The organism is Bacteroidales bacterium, assembly GCA_035647615.1.
In the GTDB taxonomy this organism is placed as follows: domain Bacteria; phylum Bacteroidota; class Bacteroidia; order Bacteroidales; family 4484-276; genus SABY01.
The window spans coordinates 26,584-49,912 of record DASRND010000007.1; the positions used below are offsets into that span (position 1 = coordinate 26,584).

15 protein-coding genes are annotated in these 23,329 nt (G+C 45.4%); 3 read left to right on the forward strand and 12 right to left on the reverse strand.

Annotated elements, in window-relative coordinates; genetic code table 11:
* Positions 1-27: 27 nt before the first annotated feature.
* A complete protein-coding gene (locus VFC92_03020) occupies positions 28-3,300 on the reverse strand; it encodes a UvrD-helicase domain-containing protein (protein HZK07150.1) in 3,273 nt (1,090 codons plus the stop codon).
* Between the two features lie 159 nt (positions 3,301-3,459).
* Entirely contained in the window at positions 3,460-4,548 is a 1,089-nt protein-coding gene (locus VFC92_03025) for a T9SS type A sorting domain-containing protein (protein HZK07151.1), read from the reverse strand.
* A 45-nt stretch (positions 4,549-4,593) separates the two neighbouring features.
* Here VFC92_03025 and VFC92_03030 point away from each other — a divergent pair, with 45 nt between their 5' ends.
* From VFC92_03030 to tsaD, 3 genes are all read left to right on the forward strand, one after another.
* Positions 4,594-4,851, forward strand: coding sequence for a hypothetical protein (locus VFC92_03030; protein HZK07152.1), 258 nt, complete (start codon positions 4,594-4,596; stop codon positions 4,849-4,851).
* Positions 4,852-5,056: 205 nt separating this feature from the next.
* Positions 5,057-9,496: a translocation/assembly module TamB domain-containing protein gene (locus tag VFC92_03035; protein ID HZK07153.1), complete on the forward strand. Its 4,440-nt coding sequence runs from the start codon at positions 5,057-5,059 to the stop codon at positions 9,494-9,496.
* A gap of 56 nt (positions 9,497-9,552) precedes the next feature.
* Positions 9,553-10,572, forward strand: a complete 1,020-nt coding sequence (tsaD, locus tag VFC92_03040) for a tRNA (adenosine(37)-N6)-threonylcarbamoyltransferase complex transferase subunit TsaD (protein HZK07154.1) — start codon at positions 9,553-9,555, stop codon at positions 10,570-10,572.
* A 442-nt stretch (positions 10,573-11,014) separates the two neighbouring features.
* On the opposite strand, the gene VFC92_03045 is transcribed toward tsaD, so the two are convergent.
* The 10 genes from VFC92_03045 to VFC92_03090 all read right to left on the reverse strand — a co-directional run bounded on the left by VFC92_03045 (position 11,015) and on the right by VFC92_03090 (position 23,136).
* Positions 11,015-11,500 carry an NAD(P)H-dependent oxidoreductase subunit E gene (locus VFC92_03045; protein ID HZK07155.1) on the reverse strand — a complete coding sequence of 162 codons (486 nt, stop codon included), beginning with the start codon at positions 11,498-11,500 and terminating at the stop codon, positions 11,015-11,017.
* A 68-nt stretch (positions 11,501-11,568) separates the two neighbouring features.
* Positions 11,569-13,341 (reverse strand): NADH-dependent [FeFe] hydrogenase, group A6, encoded by a 1,773-nt coding sequence (locus VFC92_03050; protein ID HZK07156.1) that lies wholly within the window; start codon positions 13,339-13,341, stop codon positions 11,569-11,571.
* A 24-nt stretch (positions 13,342-13,365) separates the two neighbouring features.
* Positions 13,366-15,162 carry an NADH-quinone oxidoreductase subunit NuoF gene (locus VFC92_03055; GenBank protein ID HZK07157.1) on the reverse strand — a complete coding sequence of 599 codons (1,797 nt, stop codon included), beginning with the start codon at positions 15,160-15,162 and terminating at the stop codon, positions 13,366-13,368.
* A gap of 17 nt (positions 15,163-15,179) precedes the next feature.
* Positions 15,180-15,572 (reverse strand): (2Fe-2S) ferredoxin domain-containing protein, encoded by a 393-nt coding sequence (locus VFC92_03060; protein ID HZK07158.1) that lies wholly within the window; start codon positions 15,570-15,572, stop codon positions 15,180-15,182.
* A 319-nt stretch (positions 15,573-15,891) separates the two neighbouring features.
* Positions 15,892-16,635, reverse strand: a complete 744-nt coding sequence (locus tag VFC92_03065) for an NADH:ubiquinone oxidoreductase (protein ID HZK07159.1) — start codon at positions 16,633-16,635, stop codon at positions 15,892-15,894.
* A 10-nt stretch (positions 16,636-16,645) separates the two neighbouring features.
* Entirely contained in the window at positions 16,646-18,169 is a 1,524-nt protein-coding gene (locus VFC92_03070) for an NADH-quinone oxidoreductase subunit C (protein HZK07160.1), read from the reverse strand.
* 11 nt (positions 18,170-18,180) lie between these two features.
* Positions 18,181-19,602, reverse strand: coding sequence for a proton-conducting transporter membrane subunit (locus VFC92_03075; protein HZK07161.1), 1,422 nt, complete (start codon positions 19,600-19,602; stop codon positions 18,181-18,183).
* A gap of 4 nt (positions 19,603-19,606) precedes the next feature.
* Positions 19,607-20,236, reverse strand: coding sequence for a hypothetical protein (locus VFC92_03080; protein ID HZK07162.1), 630 nt, complete (start codon positions 20,234-20,236; stop codon positions 19,607-19,609).
* Position 20,237: 1 nt separating this feature from the next.
* Positions 20,238-21,152 (reverse strand): NADH-quinone oxidoreductase subunit H, encoded by a 915-nt coding sequence (locus VFC92_03085; GenBank protein HZK07163.1) that lies wholly within the window; start codon positions 21,150-21,152, stop codon positions 20,238-20,240.
* Between the two features lies 1 nt (position 21,153).
* A complete protein-coding gene (locus tag VFC92_03090) occupies positions 21,154-23,136 on the reverse strand; it encodes a proton-conducting transporter membrane subunit (protein HZK07164.1) in 1,983 nt (660 codons plus the stop codon).
* Positions 23,137-23,329: the final 193 nt, after the last annotated feature.

Consider the following 23,329-nt stretch of genomic DNA (forward strand, 5'->3'; position numbering starts at 1 on the left):
GGATAGCACCCAAATTAATCCTAATAATCACACCTTTTCAATTTTCAAATCAGCATGTTCATCCGATGGCAGATATACCAGGTAGCGCTCCACGTCGGTCATTCCCATGGCCTGAAGCGCTGCGGCATAGGTTTCCATCTGCTTGTGATGCATCTGGTTTTCCTTTCCGGTTTTGTAATCGATAACTGCCGCACCGGTTGCAAGCTTCACTACGCGGTCGGGTCGCAAAACATTGCCATCGGGCAAAAGGATGTCGCGTTCGGTCATCACCTCTGCGCCGGGAGCAAAAAATGGCGCCAGTGTGGAGTGGCTCACAAGCTGATCCAAATCTTTGGCAACAGCCTCCTTTTCGGCAGCAGCCAAAAACCCCTGCATGGCAGCCTGCTCAATCGCGCCGCGGATATCGGCAGAAGTGTTGATCTGCGACAAGAGATGGTGCATCATAATGCCGCGGTCACGACGCCGGTCGGGAGCAGCGCCTTCCCAAAATTCCGGCGCACGGTAACGAATACTCAGCTTTTCGCTCCAGCGTCCGGCATGCAATTGTTCACTAGCTTTCTCATCATGTTCCAGCGTTTTTTCTTCTGATTTTAAATCTTCAGAAACATCTGCACCGAAATGGTAATGCAACTTTTCTGCATCCCACAATTCTTTTGACTCGAGGTATTGATAAAAAATGTCAGCACCATCCAAAAATTTCTCTGAAATACTCCAGGCGTCGTCCTTTTTCTCATTGGCTTTACTTTCCATCATTACCACAAGCCGCTCTACCGGACGCGTCATGGCAACGTAAAGAACATTGAGCGCGTCAAGCATCGACTTGCCGCATTCAGCTTCGTTGAGCGCTGACTGGCTGCTAGCTTTTAATATATCGCCCGTTTTAACCAATGCCACCGGCAATGGGGTATCCTGCTGAAACTGCGGATCGATCCACAGGAACTCACCACTATTTTTCGATTTGATATTGGCATAGGGCAGGATCACCACCGGAAACTGCAAGCCCTTTGCTTTGTGAATGGTCATCACCGTGACCGCCTGCATGGTTTCGGGCACCACGATGGATTCTTTCTGGCATTCCTCATCCCAAAAGCGCAAAAAGTCGGGGATGCCTTCGGGATTGGTAGCGGTGTATTTGATGACGATATCGATAAAAAACCGGACAAAGTCGTTGCGACCGCCTTCCGACAATTCAAAAACACGAATTACCTCGTGCACCAGATCGGTCAGGCTCAGACTGGCCAGCCTGTCAAAATCACAATCATATCCGAAAACCTCGTACAGCAAGGCCGAAAGAGTAAGTCCATCCGGGTTTTTGGTATTAATATCAATGCTCAAATTCAGAAGCTGATGCAAATCCACAACCTTTTCGGGAGAGCGACTAAAGAGGAAAACGAGCATTTCGCCGATGTTGATCTTGTTGGTTTTATCATTAATAAACCGAAGAAGCGCAATGATAAAACTCACTTCCGGGCTTGAGATAAGCAACAGCGCCTCGCTCGTAACCACGCTGATGCCGTTGTAGGTGAGATGCTGCGCAATGTTGCTTGCCTGATCATTTTGTCGAGTCAGAATGGCAATCTGTCCGGGCTGGAATGTATGAAGCTGCTTTTGTACCTGCTCCATAATGGCATCCATCCATTGCTGCTGTTTGTCACCCTTGGTTTCGGTTTCGGTATCTGTTTCGGTTTCTGCATCAGTTTGTTTTTTTTCAAATTTTAAAAAATGGATGTCGACAGTGCCGCCGGTTTTCTTTTCGTCCACCTTTTGCGGACTGCAATCGTAGATGGTTTGCAAATTTTCAGGCACCAATTGTTTGGCAAATTCAAAAAAATCATTGTTAAATTCCACCACTTCCCGAAACGAGCGGTAGTTGGTACCAAGCTCCAGCTCTTTGCAATGGTGTCGCAACAGGTTTTCGCGCTGCTGCATTATCGGATCTCCGTCGTGGTGCATCAACGCCGGCAACGCTGCAAACTGCTCTACATCGCCATTCCGGAAACGGTAAATGGCTTGTTTGCCATCGCCAACAATCATGTTGAAATGATTGCTTGCCAGCGAATTTTCGAGGAGCGGCAGCATGTTATGCCACTGCAACACCGAGGTGTCCTGAAATTCGTCAATAAGAAAGTGGCGGTATTTTTCGCCGATACGCTCATAAATAAACGGCACCGGCTCGCGCTGCACGATGGTGGCGATGCGCTTGTTGAACTCGGAGATGTGCACGATGTTCTCGTTGTCACGGAAGTCCTGCATCACCTTTTCGATTTCATTCAGCAGCGCCATTTCATAAATATGCGTTAGGACGAGCTTGTGCAAATTATAAGCCAGCAACAGATTCTGAATGGTGTCAGAAGTTAAATGAAGCAAATCTTCCAGTTCGGATTGCAGATTTTCGATGATCACGCGCTTGTCAGACGGACATTTACCAGAATACCATTTTTGATTGTCCAGCATATTCTGAACAAATTTATTAGGCTCAGGTTTGCTAAAATCCCCGTTAGCAATTCGTTCAAAGTATGAATAAACGCCAGTTCCACCCCGGTACATCATCTCGCCGGTGATGCCATTTTGCGAAAGCAGTTTCATTGCATCTGAAGCCGGGACTTTTATTTTGGTTTCGATACTTGCGCAATGTTTCGACAGCTGCTGTTGGATTAGCTTAAAGTCGTTGATGGAGAGGTGCCGTAGCTTATCGGCAGCCAGTTGGCTGTCTTCGCGCAGCATGATTTTACCAAATTTGAAAATCTCATTTTCGATATTCCAGCTTTTCTCATCCTCCATTTTTGTTTTAATAAAACTTACCAACAGAGTGGTGAGTTCGGCCTCCACGCCGGCCTTGCTCAGCAAGGCGTCGACACTTTTGCGCAGGAGATTTTCGGCACTAAGCTCCACCTCAAAACCGGCGGGCAACTTTAGTTCGCGCGCAAAGCTACGCACGATGCTATTCACAAAGCTGTCGATGGTGCCGATGGCGAAATTGGAATAATCGTGCAGGATGTTGCCCAACACCAGTTGTGCCCGCGCCTGCACAGCCGCTGCATCGCCCTGAAGTAAATCGCAATAATGCGCCGACAATCCCGCAAGCATTCCCCGGTCTTTGTCGTCGGCAACGTCGTAGGCCATCAGCGCCAGATATTGCAGGATACGATCTTTCATCTCCCCGGCGGCTTTGTTGGTGAAGGTAATGGCCAGGATATGCCGGTAGTCCTCCGGTTGCTGCATCACCAGGTTCAGGTATTCTTTCACCAGCGTGTAGGTTTTGCCCGATCCGGCCGAAGATTTATAAATGGTAAAACTCATCGCATTGTTTTTTTATTTGATTACATTTTTAGGCGCACGGCTGTGCGCTTCTATATACCAAATGTAATTCGGATTGCATTTCCAGACGCACGGCCGTGCGCCTCTACATACCAAACGCAATTCGAATATCTAACTTCCACCCTCTCACCTCTTTCTTCCCTACTGAACTATCAATTTCTCTGTCAGTAATTTCTCAGATGTAGTGAGCCTGAGCAAATAGATGCCAGGCTTTAGCCGATTGTTAAACGAAACATCAGAGATCCCCGCCGGCAATCTGCCATTGAATATTTCGGCAACACGTTTGCCCGAAAGATCGAAAATTGTCATCGAAACCACATCGGGGCGATCGAGATGCACAGTGGCGGTGGACTCAGCGGCCATTGGGTTAGGAGCTACCGAAAGACGCGTTTCAAACGCAACCGGCTGCTTTATGCCTACGGTACTGCCGGTTATCGAGTCGAGCCATGCAACCGTAATGAGCGGCCCTTCGATGGTAGCCTGCAACAAAGGCTCACCGTGTCCGGTGCCAAGCCATTTGTATTCCACATAGTTGCGGGTGATGGCGGTGCCAAACTGCAACGAGTCTACATAAATGCTGTCGACTTCCTTGACAGTGGAACGCAGCCGCAGCACATCGTAAGTGCCGTACGAGGTGGTGAGCGAGCCCCAGCCGTCAACCACATTCACGCGCTTTCGGTCGATGTTGATGTAGCCGAGATTTGGCAAACCAAAGCCTACTCCCGAAACACTCGAATCGGCATGACCGTAGTTGAGCGGAAATTTATACAATACATCGGCATTATCAAATTTAAGCGGCACCGGAATGCTGTTGAGAGTAAGAGCAAAGCCCACATCAGTATAGGAGCTTGAAGTATTTTTAAAAAACCGGTAAGGGTCAGTCAGCGAAACGCCGACGAGGGTGTCGAGATTGATCCCGGTATATTTCTGTGCAAGGTTGGCCGCGTTGGTGTAAAAGAAGACGAGCTGGTAAAGAATTGGCACGGAACTCACGCTCACGAATGTGTCGACAGTTTGGAACACCGGCTGAAATTCGGAAAAATCCCAGACATATCCGGCGCCGGTAGCTTCAAAGTCGACGCCGCTGATGTCGACGCTGTTGCTCTTGCGCAGCGTGTCGCCGGCTATGGGCATGTCGCTGCTTTTGATGGTAATTTGTGCATAAGCCGGAATCATCATCCCCATGGCCAGCAGCATCAATAAAAAGTGTCGTTTGATAAATAGTTTCATAATGATGAGGTTTTGTAAAAATGAAAAAATGAATCTCTAAAATGATTGGCGAATTTACGCAAAACCTGCGAGGCTCCGCCGATAATTTTACGTTATGGTTTGCAATACTATGAAATGGTTTTGACGCACAACCAGTTGAAAAAGATTACTCACGGCAGTGTTTTTGGCCGCCTGACGCATCAGATTGAAAGAGGCTGCTGTGGAAAGGGAATAAAACGTACTGAAGTAAAAAACCCGGAAAGTATAGATAGCACGCTACTATCTCATAGCATCAACGGGCGGCACTTGACTTTCTTCGGTTAGGGATTTCCACCACACCAACAATTTTTTATTACCCCTGCACACCCGAAACAAAATCATAATTTTGCAAAATGACGTTATATTATGATTTTCAACGTGAACGGCTTTTGCATATCAACCGGCATCAACAAAAAACTCTATTGATATTCTAAAAAAGATTTTCCATAGCATCATCTACCTGATTGCTTTTGTAGTTTCACTGCAACTGGTGGTTTTTCTTTTGCTACGCAACCCGGAGGTGCAGACGCTGGCATCGCGTTTTACCGCAGCCTTCCTGACGCAGAAGACCGGCACCACCATCAGCATTGATGGTATTCAGGTGGAACTTACAGGAACGCTGCACCTTACGGGATTGGTGATAGAAGATGAGCACGGCAATGAAATGATTGTTGCCGACGAGCTATCGGTAGCCCTTTCGGGGATAAGTCGCGCTAAGCGGACATTACGTGTACGCAGCCTACATCTTACCGGCGCAGAATTTTTCTTGCGCCGCTACTCTGCCGACGACCTTAACAACTTAGGCTATTTCATGCGGCATTTCACAAATCCCAACGCCGACACGCTACAGGATAAGCCACCGCCACAGCCCTGGACGCTTTTGGTAAACGACTTACAGATACGCAATGCGCATTTTATTTACGAAGATGCCGATGCTAAAGTTGCCAGCCGCGGCATCGACTATAACGATATGGAGCTGCTCGATATGGATTTGCTCGCTGCTTCGGTAATCATCGACCACGACACCATCAGCACCAGAATTCAAAATCTGACTTTCGTCGAAAAAAGCGGCTTTGAACTCAAGGAGTTCTCCGGCATTGTACGCTATAGTCCTGTCGGACTTTCGGTTAATAATCTGTTGCTGATTACCAACAACTCCAACGTAAAGCTCGACCTGGCATTTGCCTATCCCAGCCTGGGTTCTTTTAAGAATTTTATTGAAGAAGTGCATTTCGACGGCACCTTTGGTAAATCGAAGCTCGATATGAGCGACATCGGGTACTTTGCCGAAACTATGTTTTCGATGACCAACACCATCGGAATCGAAGGCAGCGTGAAGGGCACGGTGAGCAACATCCGCGGAAGCGATCTCGACGTCACCTACGGCACCGACACCCGCTTTGTTGGCTCGGTGCAAATGAACGGCCTGCCCGACTTCTACGAAACCTTCATTAATACCAATATAAAAACCCTTACCACGCGCACACGCGACATCCGTTCTTTTGGATTGCCCGGCGAGGCGCCGCCCATACAAGTGCCCGACCTGCTGATGAAAATGGGGCTGGTGAAGGTATCGGGGAAATTTACCGGCTTCTACAACGATTTTGTAGCTAAAGCGGTGGTGCAAAGCCGGCTTGGGGGCCTCAGGACCAATCTTGTAATGAAGACCAGCCAACAAAACGCTGTGACTTACCAGGGAAATCTGGTAGCCAGCAACCTGGACATTGGCACACTGCTCGACGCGGAGGAGAATCTCGGGAAGACAAGCTTTACGCTTGATGTGGATGGGGAAGGGTTCAGCCGCGACGCGCTGCGCATCAACACCAAAGGGATCATTCAGTCGCTGCAATTTCATGATTATGATTATAACAACATCGCCATCGACGCCAGCCTGGATGCATTAATTTTTAAAGGTCGCGCAGCAGTCGACGATCAAAACCTCGGCTTTGTCTTCGACGGGCTTATCGATTTTAATGACGAAATACCACGTTTTGATTTTAAAGCGCGCATCGACCACGCCGACCTTAACGCGCTGCATTTTTCATCCCGCGACAGCGTCAGCATCCTGAGTACCGCAATAGATGCCGACATGCGCGCCACCAGCATCGACGACATCAGCGGAACCCTGGCAATAACCAATACTTCCTATATCGAAGGCAGTAAAGAATACAAGCTAAAAAAATTGCAAGTGGTTGCCTGGCAAGCCGGCGATGGACTTTCGGGCATCAGCCTGGCTTCCGATTACATCGACGCACGACTGGAGGGTTATTACAAATTGAGCACTCTATCGGAAACTATCGGGAATTACACCCGGCAATACAGTCCGGTCCTGGCTGCAAAACTACCCTGGCAGCAACCGCCAGGAGAGGAGCAGCAATATCTTACTTTTAATATAGAACTGAAAAACACCGACGCCCTTACCGATCTTTTCGTTCCTGCGCTCAAACTTGCCCCACAGACAATAATAGAAGGCACAGCCAATCTTACGGAAGAAAAAGTAAAACTTCGCGGACACGCCGACTGGATAAAATACACCACCCTTACCGCTTACGACTGGAACCTTGAGACCAGCAGCAGTGTAGATGCTTTTGAGCTTACCACAGGTTTCGACAGATTGATGCTTAAAGACCTCAGCATTTCCGATACTGCTGGCTACGGTATCGACAGCCTGCAAATTACTACCCGCCTGGCGCGCGATACCATTCAGTTTGAGCTGCTGTGGAACGACCTGGACAATACCAACAGAAACACCGGACAAGTAGGCGGCTACGTGCATCTGGACAGCACCCGGATAATTGCCGCACTCACGAATGTGAATATGACCATCGACAGCGCTCTCTGGAGCATCCGGCCAGGCAACAGGATAGCGGCTGATACCAGCGGTATCGTTTTCGACAACCTCAACTTATACAGCGACACAAGCTGGGTAAGCATTTCCGGTGGCATCACTTCGCAACCTGACGATAGCCTGCATCTGGCTTTTGCATCACTCGACATTTCGGAGCTCGACCAGCTCATTCGCGGCGACATGATTGACGTGAACGCCATCCTCAGTGGTAAGGTGACGCTGGTAAACCTGATGAAAGAACCTAATTTCCTGGCCGACATCACTCTGGAAGATTTATTTTTTAATGGTGAGGATCTCGGTATGATGAAACTGAAAACAACATGGAACGATGCTGCCCAACGGCTCAGAGTTGACACACGCATCCTGCGCAGTGGCAACCTTGGCGTAAGTGAAGTGGTAGGCATCACCGGTGACTATTTCCCGACCGGCACCCGTGAGAATTTCGATCTCGACGTGAAGCTCAACAACCTGGGCATCCAAATTGTCAATCCTTTTATCAGTGATTATGCTGTGATCGATCAGGCCAGCCTGGCCAGTGGCGCTCTGCACATCAGCGGAAGCTATAACAAACCGGTGGCCACCGGAACCGTCAAGCTCATGCGTACGCAGTTTTTGATTAAATATCTCAACTCACTCTACTCGATAGCCGGCTCTGCGGAGATAGCAAAAAATAGCATCAACGTGAGCAACCTGGTTCTTTACGATACCCAGCAGCATTCGGCTGACCTCTCGGGGAACATCACGCATGATTATTTTAAAAACTTCCGGCTCGCCATCTACATCGATCTCCAAAATCTGCGCGCCCTCAACACATCGGCACGCGATAATGAAATATTTTACGGCACAGCCGTCGCCACCGGAAAAGTAGCTATTACCGGACCCTTCGACGACATACTGATGGGCATCAACGCGAGCACCAACAAAGGTACCCGCGTCATTATTCCTATCAACACCGGACTGAGCGTTTCGGAAAACGACTTTATTATTTTTATAAATGATACCGACACCATCCACAAAGAAGCCGATAATTATAACCTAAATGTCAAGGGTTTCACCATGAATATGGAGCTTGACGTAACACCCGAGGCTGAAATAGAAATTTATCTGCCCGACAACATGGGCAACATCAAAGGCAGGGGCAATGGCGACATCGGCATGGGCATAACACCGCGCGGCGATTTTACCATCAACGGCGACTACATCATCAGCGAGGGCAGCTTTTTCTTTAACTTCGAAAACCTCATCGGTCGAAACCTGAAGATACGCAGCGGCAGCAAGATTTCGTGGACCGGCGATCCTTTGGACGCTACCGTGGACATCACCGCTACCTATACCGTGAAGACCAACCTGGCGGGACTGCGCCTTCAAACCGACTCGACGGCGTTGCGCAATACCCGCGTGGAAGTGCAAAGCAATATCCACCTGATGAACGCACTTTTTAATCCCGACATCCGCTTCTCGATCGACTTTACCAACGTCACCGACGATACCAAAGAGATCATCTTCGCTGCCCTCGACACCACCGATCAGTCGGCAATGAGCCAGCAAATCATCTCGCTGCTGGTACTGGGCAGCTTTAGTTATACTACTGCGGGTCCAAACATCGGTGCAACGGGCTTTAAGCTGCTAAGCAACCAGCTCAGCGATTGGCTTTCGAAGATCAGCAAGGATTTCGACATCGGCATCAACTACCAGCCAGGTAGCGAACTTAGCGAAGAAGAACTGGAGGTGGCGCTGCGGACACAGCTCTTCAACGACCGCCTTTCGATAGACGGAAACTTTGGCGTGCGCGGCACCAAACGCGAACAAAATACCAGCAACGTGGTGGGCGACATCAACGTAGAATACAAAATTACCAACGACGGACGGTTTCGCATTAAAGCCTTCAACCGCACGAACGACATCAGTTTCCTCGAAGACAACGCCCCCTACACCCAGGGCGTGGGGATATTTTTCCGTAAGGAATTTGATGGTTTTAACGATCTTTTCGGCATCCGCTCCAGGAACAATCCCAAACAAACCCAACAGAAACCAGGAAACGACGCGGCGACGAAAAATGAGGAACCACAGGAGGGAAAATAAACTATGTCACTCAGCTTTGCGTTACCACAAGTCAAAGATTCAAATTTAAAACTTTCATGACTTACATCCTCGGCATCGAATCATCGTGCGACGACACCTCGGCGGCAGTGCTGGCCGACACCACCATGCTCTCCAATGTTACGGCCAATCAGGAAGTACATCGCAAATACGGCGGCGTGGTGCCGGAGTTGGCTTCGCGTGCACACCAGCAAAACATCGTGCCGGTGATACACGAGGCTTTGCAAATAGCAGGCATCCGCAAAAATCAACTGCACGCGGTGGCGTTTACACGCGGGCCAGGTCTGCTGGGCTCGTTGCTGGTGGGCACTTCTTTTGCCAAGGCTTTTGCGCTGGGGCTTGACCTGCCACTCATCGAAGCCGACCACATGCAGGCACATATTCTGGCGCATTTTATCCAGATGCCGGGAGAAAATAAAAAGGTACCCCAGTTTCCGTTTTTGTGCCTCACCGTTTCGGGTGGACACACGCAAATCGTGCTGGTAAAGGATTATTTTGAGATGGAGATTGTAGGACAAACCATCGACGATGCGGCGGGCGAAACTTTTGATAAAGCAGCTAAAATCATGTCGCTGCCCTATCCCGGCGGTCCCGTCATCGACAAACTTGCTGCTGCCGGCGATCCCAAAAAATTCCCATTTCCACACCCACAAGCCAAAGGATTCGATTATAGTTTCAGCGGACTGAAGACCTCTTTTTTGTATTTTCTGCGCGACAGCCTCAAGGTCAATCCTAATTTTATTAATGAAAATAAGGAAGATCTCAGCGCCTCACTGCAGAAGACCATCATCAGCATACTGATGCACAAGCTTACGCTGGCAGCCAAAAGTTATGGGATCAACCAGATAGCCATTGCCGGTGGCGTTTCGGCTAACTCGGCACTGCGCCACGCCATGCAGCAGGCACAAACCGAAAAAGGCTGGGAAACCTTTGTCCCACCCTTTTCATTCACCACCGATAACGCGGCCATGATTGCCATTTCGGGATATTTTAAATATTTAAAAAAGGATTTTACTGCACACAGCGCAGCTCCGTACACAAGGGGTGGGATTGAATGAGAGTTTTGGTAGAAGGAGAAAGAACCCTCAAGCGCCTTGCTTTATTAAATAGGAAAACCGGTTTTTAAGGAATTCCTTTAATCAAATCCTGAATTTCATTATCGGAAACATCATTCGTTTCACTCTATAGCTCATCTACAAACTCTTTAGCAGACCTGGTTTTTAATTTGCCTTGTTCAACCAACTACAGTTCCCTAAGTCCTTGGCGAATATTCTCTTTGATCTCCTTTGTTGAAGGTTCTTGATATTTACGTTCTACCACAATTCCTAAGTGTTTTTTTTGAGCACTTTATTTAAAGTTATTGTACAAAATTAAAAAAAAAAGAGCTATCGACGATCCGTGGTAAGGTTTACGCACAGGCCATCGATAGCTCCGAAGTGATTTATTAACAAAAACTATAACTATGAAACAAAGCTTAAAAAGACAAAAGCAGCTGATTTATTAATCAGGGAACTCTTTAAGTATGTTTTTTACATCGTCGGGAGCAATGCGCCCGAAGGTTCTGTCGCCAATCTGAGCCACCGGCGCCAAACCACAGGCACCAACACAGCGCAGACAAGTAAGCGAAAATTTACCGTCGGGTGTCGATTCACCTACTTTGATACCCAGCTCTTTTTTGAACTCATCGAGCACTTTCTCGGCGCCGCGCACATAGCAGGCCGTGCCCATGCAAACGGAAATGGGATGTCTGCCGCGTGGTATCATCGTGAAGAACGAATAAAACGTTACCACTCCATAAACTTTAGCCAACGAAATCTTGAGCTGGTTGCTCACCACCTCCTGCACCTCGGCAGGAAGGTATCCAAACTCACCCTGTACTCTGTGAAGCACGTTTACAAGATCGCGTGGATTATTGTTGAACGAATCGCATATCTCGATGATCTTTGCGACGTCCGTTTCTTTCAATTTTACTTTTATTGATGACATATTTCAAAAGATATTTACGTCAGAATTTTTTAATCAAACTATTTCCTTAATGATTTAGCCTTACCGGATTACTCCTCGATAAATATTTCTTTTTTGCGGTCGAAATAATGTGTGTGGAGCAAATGGTGCGATTTTTCGCTGAGCGGTTTACCCAAGAAATCTTCGTAGAGTTTCAGGATGTATGGGTTCTCGTGCGATTTGCGCAGTACTTTTCCGGCGTCTTCGGCATAGATTGCTTTTAGTCGCGCTTTAAGGATACTGCTGTCGCCGTGGATGTAAGGCTGTCCGCCACCGCCGATACAGCCGCCGGGGCATGCCATAATCTCGATGGCGTGATAAGTGTTATTGCCTGCTTTGATGTCTTCGAGCAATTTACGCGCGTTGCCCAGTCCGTGGGCTATTCCGATATTGATAGGTAATCCGTCAAAATCGACTGTTGCCGAACGGATACCCTCCAGACCACGAAGCTGTTTAAAATCAACACTCTCAAGGGTCTTGCCGGTATGCACCTCATATGCGGTACGCACAGCAGCTTCGATTACACCACCGGTAGCGCCGAAGATAACACCAGCACCGGTAGATTCACCTAATGGAGTATCGAACTCACTGTCGGGCAGTTCTGTAAATTCGATGTTGGCACGTTTGATAAGATGTGCCAGCTCTCGTGTAGAAATAGAGTAGTCGACGTCGGGATTCCCGTCAGTTTGAAACTCCTCACGGGTACACTCGTACTTCTTAGCCACACAGGGCATGATGGAAACCACGATGAGTTTTTCGCGATCTACTTTAATTTTATTAGCGAAATAAGTTTTGGCTATTGCACCAAACATCTGCTGTGGTGAGCGTGCTGTTGAAGGAATTTCCTTCATCTCCGGGAAGTTGTGTTCAAAAAACTTGACCCAGGCCGGGCAGCATGAAGTGAGGATAGGCAACTTCACGTCGGGATCACCCTGCAGGTGCAGGTTAAGACGTTGAAGCAGCTCGGAGCCTTCTTCCATAATGGTAAGGTCGGCAGCAAAATCTGTATCAAATACATAATCAAATCCCAACTCACGAAGTGCGGTAGTCATTTTTCCGGTAACGAGGGTTCCCGGCTCCAAGCCGAACTCTTCGCCAAGCGCTGCACGCACTGCAGGAGCGGTTTGTACCACCACCACTTTGTCAGGATTGGACAGGTCGTTAATCAATTGGTTAGAATGGTCTACTTCTGTCAGGGCGCCGGTAGGACATACGTTTATACATTGTCCGCAATAGGTACACACGCTGTGGTCGAGGTTCATCTCGAAAGCGGGAGCTACCACCGACTGGAAACCGCGGTTTACAGCCGAAAGAACACCAACAGTCTGCACATCGTTACACATTACTTCGCAGCGACGGCACATGATGCATTTATCCATGTCGCGGATGATGGAGGGCGAAGTGTCTTCACGATAAGTGCTTTTAACACCAATAAAAGGAACATCGCGAATGCCAAGTCTAATAGCCAGATCCTGCAGCTCGCAATTGCCCGACTTGGCGCAAACCAGACAGTCGAACGGGTGGTCGCTGAGGATAAGCTGAACTACTGTTCTACGAGCGTTCAAAACACGCATCGAATGCGTATTTACTACCATGCCAGACATACATTGGGTAACGCATGAGGGAGCCAGGTTTCGGCGTCCTTCAACTTCTACAACACACACTCGGCAGCCGCCCGGTTTGTTTTCAATATTCATGTCGGGCATGCTAAGATAGCACAAGGTGGGGATGTGAATACCTATACTTTTAGCAGCATCCAGAATAGTGGTGCCTTTTTTAACTTCTACAGTTTTTTTATCTATGGTCAGACGAATCATTTCCATTATAATGCTTTTTTAATAGTTGGATTAAACAATTTCGATAGCATTGAATTTACATTTCTCCATGCAGATTCCGCACTTAATGCAGGTGCTTTGATCGATTTCATGCACCTGTTTGCGTTCGCCCGAAATGCAGTTAACCGGGCAGTTGCGGGCACAGGCAGTACATCCCACACAATTGTCGGGTATGATTACGTAACGCATCAGCGACTTACAGGCGCCGGCACGGCATTTATGATCTACCACGTGCTCTACGTATTCGTCCCAGAAGTTGTTCAGTGTAGAAAGTACCGGGTTAGGTGCAGTTTGACCTAAACCACAAAGGGAAGTATCTTTGATAACGTTGCTCAAATTTTTCAGATTCTCCAGCGTCTCCATGGTTGCTTTCCCGGAGGTGACGGTTTCGAGCATTTCGTGTAAGCGTTTGTTGCCAATGCGGCATGGGCTACACTTACCACATGACTCTTCTACTGTAAATTCCAGATAAAACTTAGCCATCGAAACCATACAGTCATCTTCGTCCACTACGATCATACCACCTGATCCCATCATGGAGCCAGCTTCTACCAGCGTTTCGTATTCGATAGGCATATCCAAGTGCTTTTTCGTTAAACATCCACCCGAAGGGCCACCGGTTTGTACAGCTTTAAATTCTTTGCCGTCTTTGATGCCACCGCCAATTTCAAAAATTACTTCGCGCAGGGTAGTTCCCATGGGTACTTCTATCAGTCCCACGTTATTGATTTTACCCGCCAGAGCAAATACTTTGGTTCCTTTTGAACCCTTAGTGCCAATACTTGTAAACCATTCGGCGCCTTTGTTGATAATAATTGGGATGTTGGCAAAGGTTTCGACGTTGTTAACGTTGGTGGGTTTTCCCAAATAACCTTCCACCGATGGGAACGGAGGTTTAAAGGTAGGTTCGCCACGGCCGCCTTCCATCGAACTGATAAGTGCAGTTTCTTCGCCGCATACAAAAGCACCGGCGCCATAACGCAGCTCTACATGGAAATCAAAATCGGTATCGAAAATTCTCTTACCCAGCAGCCCGTATTCCATGGCCTGATCGATAGCAATCTTCAGACGTTTGATGGCCAGTGGATATTCGGCGCGTATGTAAATAAGACCTTTGTTTGCGCCAATAGCGTAGCCGCAAATGGCCATAGCTTCGAGCACTGCATGTGGGTCGCCTTCCAGAATGGAGCGATCCATAAATGCGCCCGGGTCACCTTCGTCAGCATTACAAACAACATATTTCTGGTCGCCTGCGCTCTTGCGGGTTATATCCCACTTGAGGCCGGTAGGGAAACCAGCACCGCCACGACCGCGTAACTCTGATTTTTTTATGATGTCGATAACAGCTTCGGGTTTCATCTCTGTGAGGCATTTGCCCAAGGCTTCGTAGCCATCGCGCGCCAAATATTCTTCGATATTTTCGGGGTTAATAAAACCACAGTTGCGCAAAGCAATACGAATTTGTTTGCGGTAGAAACCCATGTGCCTACTATCGGGGACATGCTCTTTGTTTTCAGGATCAGTGTAAAGCAGGCGTTCTACCTTACGTCCTTTCAAAACATGCTCCTCCACGATTTCGCGAGCATCATCAGGTGTTACCTGTGTATAAAAAGTGTTGTCGGGATGCACTTTCACAATCGGTCCTTTTTCACAAAAGCCGAAGCATCCTGTTCTTACCACCTTAGCTTCATTTTCAAGTCCGTGAGCTTTGAGTTCACGTATAAGCGCTGTTTCTATCAACTCGCTTTCGGAAGCCCGGCAGCCTGTACCGCCGCATACCAGCAGTTGCATTTTCAGTTGTTGTGCCATATCTTGCTTGTTACTTTTTAGTCAATAGATTCATAATTCACCGGGATAATACCTTCGACGAGTTCACCATTTTTGATGAATTTCTCAATGATTTCGTCGGCACGTTTTGTATCCACGTATCCAAAAACGATTGGCTCTTCGCCAGGTCTTGTCACTTCAATTGTGGGCTCAGCATAGCAATAGCCCATGTCGCCGGTTTGTGTTACCACAGCATCGATTCCGCGTTTGTCGAGTTCTACGATGAGAAAATCCATAATGCCCTTGGCTCCGGAGGCAATGCCACTTGTAGCCATGCCCACCTTGATCTGAACGTACTTCTCAGGATCGGCGCTTTTTTCGCGTAGGTTGAGCTGCTTCTGCTGCTCTTCCCTCATCTTACGCAACTCGGCTAAATTTTTAATTTTTGCCATTTTTCTTTAGTTGTTTGTTCGGTTAATTTATCTCGAAAAATTACTATATCGTTTTCTTACAGTTATTTACCCTTAAGTGAAACTCTGAGACCGGTGCAAAATTATGACGAAAGTTCATAATAAAAAACGTTTTTTCGTGAACAAGCTAACAGTGTTACTAGATTAACATTACCCAATCTAACTTTTCCAATTACAGGCTCTTGCACCACGTTATTTATCAACGAGATAGCCAAAGTCAGAAGGTTCATTTTGCAGCTTGTACAAATCCTTACAGCCTGCTGGCAGGTATGGTATTGTCAGAAGCAAGGAACATCAGAACTCATCTTGTAAGATCCAAAATTGCATTTACAAAAGTCAGCGGATGAACCGGATTTCCCGGGATGTACAAATCGACGGGATATTTATCCAAAAACGTCCGATTTATGGCCGGGCTTCCGGCAAAAATTCCACCGCTGATTGCATCAACACCAACAAGAACAACTATTTTTGGTGAAGGAATAGCATCGTAACAAATCTGTAAAGCTTCAGCCATATTTTCGGAAACAGGGCCTGTAATTACAACTCCATCGGCATGACGAGGCGATGCTACGAACTCGATTCCATAGCGACCCATATCGAAGTTTGCGTTTCCACTGGCTCCCAATTCATATTCGCACGAATTATCGCCCCCTGCCGACACTTGTCGCATTTTTATCGATCTTGAAAATGTATTTCTTACCTCTTTTCTGGTTTTATCTTTCTCAAAAATTATAGGATTTCGATCGCCTTCTTTGATAATTAAGTTTTCGCGCACATTGGATGACGTTAAATAATCCTGGGTGAATTTTATTTTTTCGGGAAAAGCAAAAGCACATTCGCCGCAAAAAGCACATTTCCCCATGTCGATCCTCACGGGATTGGCTAAAATTGCCTGCAAAGGACAAACATTTACCAGTGCCTGCTCATCGACTTTGGCATTGGAAATTTCTGGCCGGCCTCTGAAGGGTGCTCTAAGTTTAACATTTCTCAGATCCGGAATGTACTGTCTCCCGTTGTGGAGCATTACTTTAAATTCGTTTATCATTGCTCAAATTTTATAAGTCGTGACCGCAATAACTTAAATTATAACTTTTGTTGTTGATTGGAAAATCGGAGATTTCGGTATTTCTCAACGACAACTCCAAAGCTTTCCAGTTGTGCATCGAAGGGTCTTTTATTTTGTAATGCATCAACTCGCCATTTTCGTCTGTAATAGCACAATGGCAAACTTCGCCCCGCCATGCTTCGTTGACGGAAATTGCCAGCTTACCGGGTTTCAACGGTAATTGATAATCCGGCTTTTCTGTTTTCGAGGCGTCAAATTGGTAATTACTCATCAAATTCCGTATCCAGGCAATAGCGGTTGCTATCTCTTTTCTCTTTAATAAAAATCGCGAAAAAACATCGCCGTTATCGACGACAATCATTTCGTAAGGGAATTTTTCCATTGCCCGGTTTGGATGCGTAATTCTGATGTCTCTTTTAATCTCCGTCATCCGCGCCGACAGTCCGACAGCCCCAATTAAACGGGCTTGCTGTGGGGTTACCTTTCCAACAAAATCGAAACGGTTCTGAATGCTCGGCAAGCGATAGGTTACGTTTGCCATTTCGTCAAACTGCTTTTCATATTTTAATAACATTTCGAGCAGTTCTTTTTTTAACTCTTCGGTAAAAGGAAAATTTGTTCCGCCCACCCGCACCAGACTTTTACCCAAACGATTGCCGCACCAGAATTGTGTATAATTGATAATGGCTGTTCGCAAAATCCCGAAAACATTGGCACCAAGATGATACGCCGCATCGATGCACAACGCAGCAATATCGCCGGTATGAATGGCTATTCGTTCCAATTCCATTGCCAACGCACGTTCTATATGTGTTTGTTCGGCAACCTGCTTCCCGGCAAGCGCTTCCATTGTTTGCGCAAACGTTGTAGTGTGTCCGATCACTGTATCGCCAGCAATGTTTTCAGCTAAAATGTTTCGTTGCAAATTTTGCTTTTTATCCAAAAAAAGCTGTTCGATGCCGCGATGCTGCCAGCCTAATTGTATTTCGAGATGCAAAACATTTTCACCGTTGCAGATAAACCGAAAATGTCCAGGCTCAATGATTCCGGCATGGATAGGCCCGACACCAACTTCGTGCAGCTCTTCGCTTTTGATAGAATAAAACGGATAATCGTTGACTTGCAATTTCTTATCGGCACGATCGTGAGCGAAGCGGACAGGCTTTGGCCAGGGATGATTTAAAAACTCAACACCAAAATTCTCGTGAATTTCACGCTCAAAAATATGCAGCGCAAAAATCTTTTCGCTTAAAGCGTGTAATGTTTGTTTTTCGGTTGCTTTCAGAAAATGGGAAAGGATAATTATGTCGTGATTTTCATCATCGGCAATGGCCATAATAAAGTGAAGCCCACTCTCTTTTTTATAGGCAAAATAAGTAAGGCAATGGTTTTCTTCCTCTTCAAATATTTTTAAAACAAGCTCTGAAAATTCATCGTAGGAAAAATTGGGAATCTCCGCCACGTTGACAGACTGATTGTTTTTTATTCGTAGGGTATTTTGTAATTCAATCATGGCTTTACTAATTATAAAATGGCAAGGGCGTTATTAATCAAATCGGTGAAAAACAAGGGTGGATTTACCCCCAGATAAATAACCAGCCCGAAAAGAACAAACTGTGAAATAGTTTCGTAAGGATTCACCTTTATCGACTCCCGATCGACAAGATTGTCGGTTTCGCCATACAAAAGATGAAAGGCGTTTTTACTAAAAGTATAAATGATAACCGTTAACAGGATCAGAACAAAAACCGCGATGTAATAATGCCCGTGAACAAACATGGCTTTAAAAACCAAAAACTCGCTAACGAACAGACCGGAGGGTGGAATTGCCAGAATTGAAACAATTCCCAAAATCATTGACAAACCGCCAATCGGGTTCTTCTTAAAATAACCGGCAACATCTTTTATCCAATACGAATTGAAAAACTGATGTACCTGCCCGATTTGGTAAAACAATCCTGCCTTTGCAAACGAGTGAAATACGATGTGCAGCACGGCAGCATAATAGCCTATTCCGCCAATTCCCAACCCCAGAGCAACAAGCCCCATATGCTCCAGGCTTGAAAAAGCAAACATCCGTTTATAATGTTTGATTCTTAAAAGCTGAATAGCCGACATAAACACCGAAATAACGCCGGCAATAAGCAATACATTCTGTGCCCATTGCAGCACATCTGTTTGAGCAAGAATGGTAAAAATCCTGAAAATACCCAGGAAACCGACATTCATCAACGTAGTCGAAATAAAAGCACTGATCGGTGGCGGGGCAACAGTATGCGCGTCCACGGCAACGGTGTACAAGGGGAATATCCCCATTTTTGCACTAAAGCCTGTTAGGACTAAAAGAAAGGCCATTTTAAGCCAGACGGTATTCATGGTTTGTGTGGCATTCAACAAACGGGTCAAGCTCAAATCGGTAATGCCGATGCTACTTGCCGTGATGCTAAGGAATAATATCCCGATAAAAGCCAGGGCGACACCTACCGACGATACAAATAAATATTTCCAGGCAGCTTCCAAAGCTTCCTTGGTTCGTTCGTGAAAAATCAAAATAGAGACGAACAGCGTGGTGGTTTCGATGCTAATCCACAATACAGCAATGTTATCAGCAAAATAAGCGCTCAACATAGCCGTGATCAGCATAATTAATGAGGCGTAATATCCGGCTTCCTGTGCTGCCGAAAAATGATGTCGTTGTAAATATAAAACACTGTGGTAGAAAGTTGCAACGCTCAAAATACCTAAAACAAAAGCCAGCAAAACGCCCAGGCTATCAAATTTAAAATACAAAGAACTGGTTTCTTCGAGGTGCAGGTAGGCGTATCCGGTGATCATCAAAACAGAAAACAAAAACAGGGAGGAGATCACTTTTGTGTAACGAGCGTTTTTAACCAGAAAAATGCTCAGGCTGATGGCAATTGACAGAATGATAAATGTAAAAAACATAGTCTTAATCTTTTAGTCTGGATAGTTGATCGATTCGGGTACTTTCGAAGGTATCGCCAATGCGGTTGATAAAAACACCTAATACCAACACACCCATGAGCACGTCGAGTAATATTGCCAAATTCACCATCATCGGCATTTCGCTACCAACCGCCAGTGAGAGCAGAAATATCCCATTTTCGATGATGAGATAACCAACGACGTGTGAAAAGATATTTTTGTGTATAATGATGAAATAAATACCAAACAAAACAGATGCGAAGGAAACCGTAAAGTACCGGGTGTGAATGTGGTCGCTGTTTAAATTGTTGCTTATTAAAAAACTAACCACCAAACTAATTACCACCACTATGATCGAATAAAAAACCGGAACCGACACTTCTTGTGTTCGTTTCAGATTATTGCGTTTTCGCACTTTGTTGATGAACCAGGGTACTATGATCGACTTTACCAAAATGGTTTCAGTAAGAATGAAGATAAAATCGAATAATTCAATTTCATTTAAACTGAAAAATACAATCGCAAACAGAATGATTCCTTGAATTACCAGCAGCCACACAAATTTTTTTACCCGCTCCGAAAGAGCGAAATAAATTAAGGTAACTGCGTAAAGAATAATAAATAAATAGGCCATTTTAGTTCAATATTATTTTTTGCGTCATGATTAAAGCAGTGAGAAATACCACAACCGAGATGGCTGAGAGCATGAGAATCCATTGCGGATTTTTTTCCATTTTGTTTCTTGCCCTAAAAGCCTCTAACATCCCCACCGCAACAGAATAAGCAAACTGAATTCCGAAAAAGGCAAGAATTTGCCAATGGATTGCCCACGAACCTTTAATGATAAAATTAGAGATTAATCCTCCGAAAATTGCAAATTTCAGCCACGATGCCATGTGTATCAATGCCAGGTCGAAACCACTATTATCGAGAACCATTACTTCGTGAACCATCGTCAGCTCCAGGTGGGTTTTGGGATCGTCGACCGGCATTCTCGAGTTTTCAACCATTGCTATAAATACCAAAACATAAATAGAAGCGACGCCGATGATGTAAGAAAGGTTGCTGCCAACATTAAAATTTAAAAATAAATCGTGGAAGGAAATATTATTGGTAAACAACGCCACCGACCCAATCAGAATGAAGAATGCAGGCTCTACCAACATGGAATACAAAGACTCACGATTGGCTCCCATTCCTTCAAAGCCGCTGCCGGTGTCCATTGCTGCCGCAATCATCATAAATTTTCCAATCCCCAATAAATAGGCAAAAAACACAAAATCGCCTTCAAAGGATAAAATAGATTTGAACGAACCGACTGGAATAAATAACGTGGCCACCAACGCAGAGGAAAAATAGATTAAAGGTGCAATTTTGAAAATAACACTCGTTGTGCGACTGTAAATAGCTCCTTTTTTGAACAACCGGATTACATCATAAACCGGCTGAAGAATCGGAGGCATTTTCCGGGCAGCAATTTTGGCCTTTACCCTCACGATAATCCCTACAAAAAACAACGAAGAGATCAGTATCAATAGCAGACTAACCATCTTAGATCAAATTAAAAAAGTTGAGTAAAAAAATAAGGGCTAAAAACACGAGAGCATACAGCAAATAGTGTTGGATTTTACCCGTTTGGAAAACAGCAATTTTCTCCATCCAGACCAATAACTTATTTCCGGGTCTGGTTATTAAATTGTCTTCGAAAACATCGCTGGAACGGGTCTTAAATTCCCGGTTCTGAGGGAATATTTCAGCTTCATCAAAATCTTTAAAATCATTTTTAACATTTACAACTTTTGATGTTAACTGCACAAAATTGTCGGCGTAAGATGCTGCTGTGTATTGATGCAAAGCTGGATTGGCTCCTGAATACGCGCAGCCCCATGTAGCATTTTGTTTTACAATTTGCTGCTTTTGCTGCCAGGCTCTTAACAGCCATAATGAACCAATAAGTATTATAAAAATGCCGGAAGACAAACTAATGTAATTCAACGTTGGAATTATGCGCTGAAGGGCAAGAGTATCGGCTGAAAACAAGACGACTACCTGAGAGATCAGACGCGTAAAAATGACAGGAATAAAACCAATGACTATTATAAAAAAACCAATCAAAAAATCAGGAATCAACATCTGTTTCCCAACCTCGGTGGCATGTTCCACTTTGGATGACCGGGCTGTTCCGAGAAAAATAACGCTGAACACTTTGGTAAAACAAAACACAGCCAAACCGCCAATAATAGCCAATCCGATAAAACTGAACATGAGTACAATGTCGATGTATAAAGTTGCCGAACGAAGCGATTTAAAAATTCCGGAATAAATTAAGAACTCGGAAATAAAGCCGTTAAACGGGGGCAACCCACTAATTGCCAATGCTCCGAGGAGAAAGAACAAGGCGGTTTTAGGCATTTTTTTAATTAAACCTCCAAGCTGCTCAATGTTTCGTGTGTGGGTTTGTTTGTAAACCGAGCCAACGGCATAAAAAAGTAATGACTTGAAAAGAGAGTGGTTTAGGATGTGTAAAATTCCGCCGCCAAAACCAAGAACGGCAAGCACCGGCATGCTTTCGGCAATTCCGATAACACCCAAACCTATCCCTATGCCGATAATCCCAATGTTCTCGATACTGCTATAGGCCAATATTTTTTTTGAGTCCTTCTGAACAATGGCCAGCGAAATGCCCGTTAAACCGGTTATCAGCGAAACAATCAGAATAAATAAACCAATATTAAGCAAATCGTGAGGGATATACAACAACACGCGAAGGATGCCGTAGATGCCCATTTTGATCATCACGCCACTCATTACCCCCGAAACGTGCGAAGGTGCAGCCGGGTGTGCATGGGGCAACCAGGAATGTAACGGGATAAATCCGGCCTTAATTCCGAACCCGACAAAAAACAGTATAAAAAGCCAAAACGGATTATGTGATGCAAAATAAACCGACAGACCGTCGAAACTAAGTTCTGCGTTTGTCTGCACATAGGCGACAATAAATGCAACCATCAGAAAGACAACCCCCACATGCATTTGTATCAGATAATTAATGCCAATTTTTATGGTTTCCTTTTTTTCTGATTCAAAAATTACAAGGAAAAATGAGGAGAGCGACATAATTTCCCAAATCATCAAAAAAGCAATGGCATCGCGGACAATTACAACCAAAAGCATTGAAATGTGAAGCCATAAAAAATTAAAGAAATGCCAGCCCATCTCCGCTTTACTTTTTGTATTGAAATAGGGTTGTAAATAGCCTTTGGCGTAAATAATACCGGTAAGTACCGTAAAATTTATGACCAGCATAAAGAAGGCGGATAGTTGGTCTATTTTGATGAATAGGGTGTTTCCCAAAAACGGGGTAAATGGCAGCGTTAACGTGGATGAGAATGCTAAAACGTTAATGAGCCAGATGCTTGAAATAGTAATAATTGCAAGATGCAATGCCAAACCAAAATAATACTGATACTTTTTTGGAAGCAGAAACAAAACAAATGTAAGGAGTATCGCAATTTTAAATAAAACAATTGTCATCGTAGTTCATTTTGATAAAGAAGATTTTGATGGCTCCAAAATTAGAACCTATTTCCTTAAGAAAATCAACAAGCCCGTTTCTTTCTTCTGAAACGAAGAAAAAAACGGACCTCAGTGCTGTTGTATATTATAAGAAAATTATTAGCCGGGAATGGGCTATCAGTGCCATACATGCGGCCATTATCGTCATCGC

Coding starts and splice junctions, on each gene's coding strand:
- VFC92_03090 (HZK07164.1), bottom strand. CDS start 23,136: ATGACAATTGTTTTATTTAAAATTGCGATACTCCTTACATTTGTTTTG.
- VFC92_03025 (HZK07151.1), bottom strand. CDS start 4,548: ATGAAACTATTTATCAAACGACACTTTTTATTGATGCTGCTGGCCATG.
- VFC92_03085 (HZK07163.1), bottom strand. CDS start 21,152: ATGGTTAGTCTGCTATTGATACTGATCTCTTCGTTGTTTTTTGTAGGG.
- VFC92_03060 (HZK07158.1), bottom strand. CDS start 15,572: ATGGCAAAAATTAAAAATTTAGCCGAGTTGCGTAAGATGAGGGAAGAG.
- VFC92_03055 (HZK07157.1), bottom strand. CDS start 15,162: ATGGCACAACAACTGAAAATGCAACTGCTGGTATGCGGCGGTACAGGC.
- VFC92_03065 (HZK07159.1), bottom strand. CDS start 16,635: ATGATAAACGAATTTAAAGTAATGCTCCACAACGGGAGACAGTACATT.
- VFC92_03050 (HZK07156.1), bottom strand. CDS start 13,341: ATGGAAATGATTCGTCTGACCATAGATAAAAAAACTGTAGAAGTTAAA.
- VFC92_03070 (HZK07160.1), bottom strand. CDS start 18,169: ATGATTGAATTACAAAATACCCTACGAATAAAAAACAATCAGTCTGTC.
- VFC92_03020 (HZK07150.1), bottom strand. CDS start 3,300: ATGAGTTTTACCATTTATAAATCTTCGGCCGGATCGGGCAAAACCTAC.
- VFC92_03080 (HZK07162.1), bottom strand. CDS start 20,236: ATGGCCTATTTATTTATTATTCTTTACGCAGTTACCTTAATTTATTTC.
- tsaD (HZK07154.1), top strand. CDS start 9,553: ATGACTTACATCCTCGGCATCGAATCATCGTGCGACGACACCTCGGCG.
- VFC92_03045 (HZK07155.1), bottom strand. CDS start 11,500: ATGTCATCAATAAAAGTAAAATTGAAAGAAACGGACGTCGCAAAGATC.
- VFC92_03075 (HZK07161.1), bottom strand. CDS start 19,602: ATGTTTTTTACATTTATCATTCTGTCAATTGCCATCAGCCTGAGCATT.